Origin of the sequence: Psychrobacter sp. FME13 (assembly GCF_014861395.1) — a bacterium.
Lineage (GTDB): Bacteria > Pseudomonadota > Gammaproteobacteria > Pseudomonadales > Moraxellaceae > Psychrobacter.
This window is the reverse complement of the sequence record NZ_RRYV01000114.1, coordinates 1-9,881: the sequence shown is the minus strand read 5'-3', so window position 1 is coordinate 9,881 and position 9,881 is coordinate 1. Positions and strand designations below refer to the sequence as shown.

The 9,881-nt window shown below is 43.9% G+C and carries 7 protein-coding genes and 2 pseudogenes; 7 read left to right on the top strand and 2 right to left on the bottom strand.

Annotation, left to right across the window (positions count from 1 at the left end; genetic code table 11):
- The 6 genes and pseudogenes from EI164_RS17080 to EI164_RS11900 form a co-directional block, all read left to right on the top strand.
- Nucleotides 1-151: pseudogene (locus tag EI164_RS17080) on the top strand (IS30 family transposase); the annotation flags it as partial.
- Between the two features lie 103 nt (nucleotides 152-254).
- Nucleotides 255-1,100 carry an NADP transhydrogenase subunit alpha gene (locus tag EI164_RS11920; protein ID WP_192520177.1) on the top strand — a complete coding sequence of 282 codons (846 nt, stop codon included), beginning with the start codon at nucleotides 255-257 and terminating at the stop codon, nucleotides 1,098-1,100.
- A gap of 86 nt (nucleotides 1,101-1,186) precedes the next feature.
- Nucleotides 1,187-1,621, top strand: coding sequence for an MgtC/SapB family protein (locus tag EI164_RS11915; RefSeq protein WP_192520176.1), 435 nt, complete (start codon nucleotides 1,187-1,189; stop codon nucleotides 1,619-1,621).
- Nucleotides 1,622-1,822: 201 nt separating this feature from the next.
- Nucleotides 1,823-2,059 (top strand): hypothetical protein, encoded by a 237-nt coding sequence (locus EI164_RS11910; RefSeq protein ID WP_318779546.1) that lies wholly within the window; start codon nucleotides 1,823-1,825, stop codon nucleotides 2,057-2,059.
- Nucleotides 2,060-2,701: 642 nt separating this feature from the next.
- Complete coding sequence (gene pgsA, locus EI164_RS11905; protein WP_192520174.1) at nucleotides 2,702-3,382, top strand: CDP-diacylglycerol--glycerol-3-phosphate 3-phosphatidyltransferase; 681 nt, start codon at nucleotides 2,702-2,704, stop codon at nucleotides 3,380-3,382.
- Nucleotides 3,383-3,598: 216 nt separating this feature from the next.
- A complete protein-coding gene (locus EI164_RS11900; RefSeq protein WP_192520173.1) occupies nucleotides 3,599-4,372 on the top strand; it encodes a hypothetical protein in 774 nt (257 codons plus the stop codon).
- A gap of 215 nt (nucleotides 4,373-4,587) precedes the next feature.
- Here the strand turns inward: EI164_RS11900 and EI164_RS11895 are convergent, their stop codons facing one another.
- Nucleotides 4,588-5,082 carry a pyridoxamine 5'-phosphate oxidase family protein gene (locus EI164_RS11895; RefSeq protein WP_192520172.1) on the bottom strand — a complete coding sequence of 165 codons (495 nt, stop codon included), beginning with the start codon at nucleotides 5,080-5,082 and terminating at the stop codon, nucleotides 4,588-4,590.
- Between the two features lie 472 nt (nucleotides 5,083-5,554).
- Here EI164_RS11895 and purL point away from each other — a divergent pair, with 472 nt between their 5' ends.
- A complete protein-coding gene (gene purL, locus EI164_RS11890; RefSeq protein ID WP_192520171.1) occupies nucleotides 5,555-9,574 on the top strand; it encodes a phosphoribosylformylglycinamidine synthase in 4,020 nt (1,339 codons plus the stop codon).
- Between the two features lie 156 nt (nucleotides 9,575-9,730).
- Here purL and EI164_RS17075 read toward each other — a convergent pair.
- Nucleotides 9,731-9,881 (bottom strand): annotated as a pseudogene (locus EI164_RS17075) (IS30 family transposase); the annotation flags it as partial.

Genomic DNA, 9,881 nt, shown 5'->3' with positions numbered 1-9,881 from the left:
CGGCCTTATCAGAGAGTACTTGCCTAAGGGTTGTGACTTTAGACAAGTCTCTGATGATGAGATGCAGGACATTGAGAACAAATTAAACAACAGACCAAGAAAACGATTAGGGTTTAAGACGCCTATGCAGGCGTTCTATAATATTAATTAGCGTTGCACTTGGTGTGTTAATCTAAGCGGCGAAAACAGCAAGCTTCCAACAGTTTATCGCACCTTGGCTAGATACTGGTCTACTAAGACCATGGTGCGCACAAGTGGTCAACCTAACACCAGCAAACGATAGTATTGAGGTATTTGATATCCAAAGCAAAGAGCAATGGAATACCACACAATCACGCTATATCAGTACACCAAAAATGACTAGCTGGGGACGTGAGTTGGCGGATGAGTTGCAGCACACTACCATAAAGTTTAAAACCCGCGTCGCACCATTGGCTCAATATGACAGCGCTATAGCAGAAAAAGCTGATAAAAAGACTGAACTGTTTGACGATACTGGCGCGAGTCTCGGTTATTTTGATTGGGTGATTTGTACCGCGCCTAACGGTCAGGCAGTCGAGTTGATGGCAAATAGTGGCTTTGGTGCGCAAGCCAATATTACCGAGCCACAAATGCAAGCTTGTTATACGCTGATGTTAGGATGGAATGATACTGCCGCATTACCGAAAGGGCTAAGCAGCCTAAGCGAACAGCAATGGGATGTCGCTTATTTGAGTGATTCTATTCTCGATAGAATATTTATTGAGCATCAAAAACCTGCTCATGATGATCTGCTACCCAGTGTGACCATTCATGCTAGCAATCGTTGGTCAGAGCAGCATGTCGATGATGATATCGAGACCGTCCAAGCACAATTATTGCAAGCCGCACAGCGAGCGTTGAACTGGAATGAAGAAAGCGTGCCCAGTCAAATAGACTGTCATCGCTGGCGTTATGCTGCCACGGTTATTGATACCGATATCAACAAAGACAGTCTTGGTATTTTAGTAGATGAGCCGAAGCAGTGGGTTGTTAGTGGTGACTGGTGTGGACAGGGTAATATCGAAAGCTGTTATCAAATGGCACAACAGACAGTTGATACAATTTGTAAAACAATCTAACCATCGCAAGTGACTTACTTGTTTATTTACTTACTGTGCAATCAACCCTATACATCAAAATTATAAAGATAGGAGGATAGTCAACGATGTTTGGATTTGAGATAGATATTGAATTAATGCAATACCACTTCTTTCAGCTGGGCATTGCTTTTGTCCTATCTTTACCTATCGCTCTTAATCGTGAAATGAAAGACAATGGCGCAGGGCTTAGAACTTTTCCTTTAGTGACGATTGCCTCTTGTGCTTTTATGTTGGTGGGTCGGGATATTTATGAATCAGCTGGTGAGGCGAGAATCATGTATGCGATTATCACAGGCATGGGGTTTATTGGTGGTGGTGCGATTTTTAAGAACGAAATGGGTTCAAAGGGTACTGCGACGGCAGCTAGTCTATGGAATACAGGCGCTATTGGTATTTCAGTAGCCTACGGTCGTTATGAAATTGCTATTATTTTATCTGTTGTGGGTTTTTTAATTTTACAATTCTCAGAACCGTTTAAAACGGGAAAGAATAGTACGTGATTTCAATCAAATTAACGATAAATTTAGTCGATTCACTATAAAAAATACAGCGATACCAAATATATTTGATCATAAAATTTCTGAAATTTTGTATATTAAAAGTAACAACTAAGCTACAAATAATAATATTCAAACCTAGCATAAACAGATATATTTGCATGTTTTAATATACTAAACAGTATAAAACCAGAGGTGGCTATAGTGCTTATAGGAAGTGAACTGACTCGTTTGATGCTTGAACGTGGTTGTCAAGAGATATGGTGTGCAGTAGATGATAACAGCGATGAAGAGGCCATGACGGATCAGATTGACAACGATTTTACCGCACGAATCGTGTCTTATTCTGACAATAAATTTTACTGTAGCGCTGGCATGGCATGGTTGTATGCTGTTCCAATCAAGGTTTTGCCGATGACGATAAATGATGTGGCACTCTAAACACGGAAATTTGTGTTATACCTGTTTTTTAGGTGTGTAACCCTCATTCAAAAACCTGCCTATGGTGGGTTTTTGAATTTTTGCATGAGTTTTTTATATATTCGTTGAGTAATAGGTACTGTCAAGAATAAGTGCTTTCAAGAATCTGTAGTATTTGATCTTATTTAAATAAAGAGCAAGATATTTATTGATGAATAAATATAGACAAAAAAGAGCCCACAGAGGAGGAACTGTGGGCTGAGGAAAACTGATCGTGTAGCAGTAGCTACTAGGCAGTAGTTGTGACTTGTTGTTATTATAGGTTTACCATTAGATGGTCTTTTTACTTGGTTCTATTTTTTTACCATTTTTCAGGTGAGTATATACTGTGAAAGTAAGATAATAATTTGTCTATCCAATAGGCGTATCTACCAAGCTTATAAAGCTAAGTGTACAACTGTTTTATGCTGTTATCATAACGTAATTGATAGGTATCTGGCTATTCTAGTTACATGACATTACGTTAAACTTTAATACAAAGGCTATATCATAGAGTGATTTCAATATTATTGGTACTGAGTAGCCAAAGAGATGGCATGACGACCTACTGGAAAAATGCTAAGCTATCAGCCATTATTTTGTCTATATTAAACTGGGTTTGCCATGACTGAAAATACGCATTTGCATACGCAGGAGCCATCAAGTACGCAAAATACCAAAAGTATTTTTAACTTGCCCAATAACCTGACTATCGCACGGATCTTGATGATTCCGCTATTTGTTGCCATCGCCTACTGGCCGCCGTCCATGGGGATTGGCATGCCAGCTATTTCAGACAATGCAATTGCGCGGGTAGGTATGAGTGAGTTTAGCGATAGCTTATTGCGCCATTTATTATTGACGGGCGTTTTTATTATCGCTGCAGTGACTGATTGGTTGGATGGATATTTTGCGCGCAAGCTCAATGTGATGTCAGCTTTTGGTCGGTTTTTAGACCCTGTCGCTGACAAATTGATGGTAGCGGTAGCGCTTATCATTCTAGTGCAGTGGCATCCCAATATTATAATGGCGATTGCTGCTATCGTGATTATCTCGCGCGAAATTGCAGTATCTGCGCTGCGTGAGTGGATGGCCGAGCTGGGTAAGAGCACCAGTGTGGCAGTGTCTTATGTCGGTAAGCTTAAGACAACTTTTCAAATGGTCGCGATTACGGTGCTATTGCTCAATTGGCAGTCACTTGAAACCATTGGTTATGTATTGATGGTTGCCGCTGTTATTTTGACATTATGGTCGATGATGATATACCTAAGAGCAGCTTGGCCATATCTCAAGCAAAGTGGTTAGCCCATATTGTTGATAGTAGGTTTATAGAGTTTGAACAAAAACGCCAGTCGCATTCGCTTCTGGCGTTTTTTATGGTGTGCTTGAAATACGGCTGATGTTGTCAATTTGCCTTAGACATTGTTTGTATGGTTGATATATACTAAAAATTAGTAAACAAAATACAAGAAATTTGCTAAATTAGCATGAAACGTTATCCAAACAAACAAGGAATTAAGCATGACATCATATCAGGCACAGTCAGGTGCTGCTGTATTGGTACTGGCATTATTGACGGGGTGTTCTTCAAGCCCAAACGTGCAAGAGCTACCATCTCCAACCGTTCAGCCAGAAGAATCCGTCCAAATGGACTCTATGGCAGAGATCTCTACTCAGGACGCTGCAGAATCCGAACGTTTGGGGACAAAATGGGGTGATGATGTCAACTCTGAAGTGACGACTGTTGATCTGCGCCGTACGAGTAGTGAGCCGATCGAGCAGATGCAGGTTCGTTATGCAGACAAAGCTTATAATGGACGTGCAATCAATAGTATGTCGCTAATGGCTGGCAAGGTTGATTTTTCGATGGAGACGGACACTGATACTTTACCAATTTATCGAGATTCTGGTAATTACTATGTCCAAGGTCAAGCAGGTCAGGCCTACCGTTTGGTGTATCATAATAACAGCGCCAACACTTATGAAATCGTTGCTAGTGTCGATGGGATAAATGTCCTCGATGGCAGCGCTGCCAGTCGCTACGATAGCGGATATGTATTAAATCCTAATGATGATTTGGTCATTGAAGGTTTCCGTAAGAGTCAGAGTTCAGTTGCCTCGTTCATATTTAGCAAGCCAGAGAGTGCTTATGCTGCCAATACTAGCTCTGGCTCTATTAATAATACAGGTGTAATCGGTACGGCAATTTATGGACTTTATGATCCTGCTAAGCCAAAGCCATCGCAGCCACAGGCTTATCCAGCTGACAATGGCTATGCAAAACCACCACAGTAATGCCTATCAATAGAAAATATAGTCAGCGAACGACTAAACCGCTACCGCGTTAAACTTCTTAGATGTACTACTTGTATAATCTGCAGTCGGCTGCCTTGTATCGATTTTAGCGTTCTTTGACTTTAGGATCCTTTGACTATAGATAAAACACACAAAAAAACGCCAGTCGCATAAGCCACTGGCGTTTTTACTTTTGCTGTTATGGTTTGGACGGCTTACAACGTCACTGAGTTGTTTTCACCCAAGTTGGTCGCTTTCTTGCCATCCATGACAGCAGCAGTTGTCATCTTAAACATATTGACAACTGAGCTTCCACTTAGCCAGTACTCTGCACCATGTGGGACGACTTTGATCAGCTGCACATTTGGATCTTCTTTGCCTTGTTCATAAAATGCATTATAAACAGGTGACCACAGTTCATCTAACTTCTCTTGGTCTTCGACCAATTCTGCTTTACCGTTAATTGAGACATAATTTTTTGAATCTTGGCTGACATAAGCTAAGTTTACTTGCGGGTCTTTTTCGATATCTTTTACCGTTTCGGTTGTCTTGTCACCGATGAACCAAATCTCTTTTGCACCGATACTGGTTTCGCTGGTAGTCATTGGGCAGGCATGTAAGTGGCCTTCGTGAGTACGAGTGGTCATCATGGCAAATTTAATGTCTTTTACCAGTTCTTGTACTTTATCGATATGGTCTTGTCTACTCATAGTAACTTCCTTTTTGATAGTTATTTAAATTTATAGTCATTCGGATTTATAGTTCTTTAGATTTATGGTTATTGAGCTTGTGTTAGCGGCTAAATTGCTATTGATTGGCTTATTTTTGATTAGAGTTGTTTTTTTAGTTTGTATGTTCAGCGCGTTAGCAACTGATATCTAGATTAACGATTATCGATAGGTCATTTATATAGGTTGCCAGTAAGAGGATGTCAGCGTTTGTAAGGATTATAAGGATTAGGTAAAAATTATAACGATATGCTCAAAACGTCTCTACGATGAAAATAGCGTATGGGAAAAGTAACAAATATTTTACTCACCCTCGATCTCTCATACCTATTTAATGCTTCGTATCGGCAATTTATCTCGGTTTAGGACTGCTTATTACAGGTCTTCTTGTTATAATATGCAGACCATTTACTTAGCATGGCAGAGATGCCTTGATCTTACGGATTATGCCTTTATGATGACCATCGCCGGACAACCGTTTCTTACCGATTTTCAGACGCAGCAACTTATCAGTCAGTTTCAGAAAAAAACCGAGCTTAATGTCAGCCAAATCAATACCCAGCAAGTGTATGTGTTATCACGAGAGCTAGAAGGTGATGAGCACAAAAAAGCATTAGATTTGCTCGCTGTTGATAGTGCTACTGTCCTTGCAGTGCCACAGGCCAATCAATTACAAGTCATCGTAGGTCCTCGTTTTGGTACGATTTCGCCATGGGCAAGTAAAGCGACTGATATCTTTAATAACTGTGAAATTGAGATTAACCGTGTTGAGCGTGTCGTTGTTTATACGCTAACAATCGATGGTGAAGTGGGCGCAACCGACAATAAGCTACCAACTGCTGCTGAGCAATTATTGTTTGACCGTATGACTCAGAGCTTGGTTTATGACTTGAGTGATTTGAGCAAATTGTTTGATGATGCGCAGCCAACATCATTAAATCATGTCGATGTCATCGGACAAGGTCAGTCCGCGCTAGAGTCTGCCAATACTGAGTTTGGTTTTGCGTTATCAAGTGAAGACATTGATTATTTGATGAATGCCTATGTCAATGAGCTAAAGCGTAACCCAACTGACGTTGAGCTGATGATGTTTGCACAGGCAAACTCAGAGCATTGCCGTCATAAGATTTTTAACGCCCAGTGGACAATGGATGGTGACGTTCAGCCGAAGTCACTGTTTCAGATGATTAAGAATACTTATCAGTCGAATCCACAAGGTATCTTATCTGCTTATAAAGACAACGCTGCGGTGATGACTGGCTCTGATGGCATGCGTTTTTATCCTATTCCAACCGATGCAATGGATGCCAACTCAATTCATCCTTACGGTTTTCATCAAGAAAACATCGATATCTTAATGAAAGTTGAAACTCATAACCATCCAACCGCTATCGCCCCTTATGCAGGTGCAGCGACAGGTGCTGGTGGTGAGATTCGTGATGAAGGGGCGACTGGTCGTGGCGGTAAGCCAAAAGCAGGTCTGACAGGCTTTCACGTATCACATCTACATATTCCAGAGCTCGCTGAGAAGTGGGAGCAGTCGGGTCAATTGAGTACTCAGGCTTATGGTACGCCAGACCGTATGGCAACCAGCCTTGAGATTATGACCGAAGCGCCACTTGGTTCAGCCAACTTCTCAAACGAGTTTGGCCGTCCTAACCTATGCGGTTATTTCCGTAGCTTTCAGCTGGATACGTCAGCGGCAAAAGACGGCAGCGAGATGCGCGGCTATCATAAGCCAATCATGCTGGCAGGTGGTTACGGCAATATCAAACGCAACCTCATTGAAAAAAACGCCATTCAACAAGGTGATTTATTGATCGTTCTTGGCGGCCCTGCGATGCAGATTGGTCTAGGCGGCGGTGCAGCGTCTTCTGTAGACAGTGGTTCACTTGATGAAGGCTTGGACTTTGCTTCTGTACAGCGTGACAATGCTGAGATGGAGCGTCGTTGCCAAGAAGTAATGGATCGCTGCTGGGCACTGGCAGGACATAGTGTCGACGATAGTAATAGTGGTAAAGACGGTAACCCGATCGTGTCATTGCATGATGTGGGCGCTGGCGGTATCTCTAATGCGATGCCAGAGCTGGTCAATGACCATGAGATGGGCGCGGTACTAAATCTGCGTAAAGTTCCATCGTTAGAAGCTGGCATGTCACCAATGGCCATCTGGTCAAACGAGGCGCAAGAGCGTTATGTCCTCGCGATTCGCCCTGATAGCGAAGCCCAGTTCGATGCTATCTGCGCGCGTGAGCGTTGCCCGTATGCCATCTTAGGAGCAGCCACCGATGTACGTCAGCTAGTCGTTGACGATACATTGCTCAGCGATCAGCCTGTCGATATGCCGATGCAAGTGTTGCTCGGTGGTACGCCAAAGATGAAGCGTAGCTTTGAGCGTCATGACAGCAGCTTGCCTGCATTAGATCTGGGTGAAGTCAGTTTAGCTGAGTCTATCAAAGACGTGTTGCGTCACCCAACGGTCGCTAGCAAATCATTCTTGATTAGTATCGGTGACCGTTCTATCACTGGTATGGTGGTGCGTGACCAGTATGTTGGTCGCTATCAAGTGCCAGTATCGGATTGTGCAGTGACAGCGTCAGGCTTGATTGCGCTCGATGGTCAGGTGATGAGCGGTGAAGCGATGAGTATCGGTGAGCGTACGCCAGTTGCCCTAATCAGTCCACAAGCGTCAGCACGACTGGCCATTGGCGAAGCGATTACCAACATCGCTGGTGCGCGCATTGCTCAGTTGTCTGATATCACCATGTCAGCGAACTGGATGGCAGCATGCGGTGATGACGCGGAAGACGCAGCATTGTTTGACGCTGTATATACCGTCGGCGAAGAGCTGTGCCCAGCACTCGGTATCGCGATTCCAGTCGGTAAAGACTCGCTATCGATGCGTGCCAATTGGACAGACAGTAATGAAGCAGGCGAGACGGATAAATCGGTCGTGTCACCTATGAGCCTTGTGATTACAGCCTTTGCTCCTGTGGTTGATGTGGCAAAAACTCTAACGCCTGAGCTAATCAATGGCGACAGCGCATTCTACCGTATTGATTTATCTAAAGGTAAGTTACGCCTAGGTGGTTCAATCCTAGCGCAGACGCTTAGCCAGTTGGGTAATGACTGCCCAGACTTAGCGCAGCCAAGCGACTTGATTGATTTCTTTAATTTTGTACAGGCAGGTAACGAGCAAGGCGTCATCAGCGCGTATCACGATATCGGTGATGGTGGTTTACTCGCGACCATCGCTGAGATGCAGTTCACTAGCCGTCAAGGTATCAAGCTGTCACTGACTGATGACAACTTACTCGGTCAGCTGTTCAGTGAAGAGCTGGGCGCAGTCATCCAAGTATTGCCAGAAAACGTCGCTGCTTTAATGCAATTGGCAGAAGAGTTTAACGTTGCTGATATGTTGAGCCTTGTGGGTCAAAGCTCAGAAGAAGATAGCTTACTGATCCAAACGCCAACGCTAATAGGTAATGAAACCTTACGCTTTAGCCGTACTGAGTTGCAGCAAGCATGGACGCAGGTCAGCTATCAGATCGCAAGTCGCCGTGATAATCCAGCGTGCGTACAGCAAGAGTATGACTTAATCGCTGATGCGAGCCATAAAGGCCTAATCGCTGCGCCAAACTTTGATCTCAATCAAAAGGTGGAAGAGCCGTATGTAAACAGCCGTGCTGATTCTGATAACAGCAAACCAAGAGTCGCAATCCTCCGCGAGCAAGGCGTCAACGGTCAGACAGAGATGGCAGCAGGCTTTACACAAGCTGGCTTTGAAGCGGTCGACGTACACATGAGTGATCTACTCAGTGGCCGTATCAATCTACGTGACTTCGACGGTCTGGTCGCTTGTGGTGGCTTTAGTTATGGTGATGTACTCGGCGCAGGCTCTGGCTGGGCGAACTCTATCTTGTTCCATGACGAGCTACGCATGCAGTTTGTCCGATTCTTTGCCCGTCCTGATACCTTCTCATTAGGTGTCTGTAACGGTTGTCAGATGATGGCGCAGTTAAAAGACCTCATCCCAGGTGCAGAAAACTTCCCACGCTTCGTCGCGAACAAATCCGCTCGTTTTGAAGCGCGTACCGTTAACGTAAAAGTTGAGCGTACCAAGTCTATCCTGTTCAAAGGTATGCAAGACAGTATCTTGCCAATCGCTGTGGCGCATGGTGAAGGCTATGCTACGCTGGACAACACCGAAATCGACGGTATGGCAAAACACGGTCAGCTTGCGATGCGTTATGTCGATAGCCAAGGTCATCCAACTGAAACCTATCCGCTCAATCCAAACGGCTCGCTTGGCGGTGTCACAGGCCTATGTAGTACCGACGGTCGCGTCACGATCATGATGCCACATCCTGAGCGTAACCTAAAAGCGTATAACCACAGCTGGAAACCAGAAGAATGGGATGAGGACGGCGCGTGGATGCGTATGTTCCGTAACGCTCGTGCTTGGTTGCGCTAGTCGCAAACCTAGATGCTTGATTAGCTTCGTCAAACTTGCTGAGCCTACGATATGTAGTGCTTGCGCATGTTTTCCTCGCTACTCAAACCTCTAGCAATTGCTTATAGTTTTAGATAGCTGTTTTTAAAATCTTAGATTAACACACCAAGTGCAACGCTAATTAATATTATAGAACGCCTGCATAGGCGTCTTAAACCCTAATCGTTTTCTTGGTCTGTTGTTTAATTTGTTCTCAATGTCCTGCATCTCATCATCAGAGACTTGTCTAAAGTCACAACCCTTAGGCAAGTACTCTCTGATAAGGCCG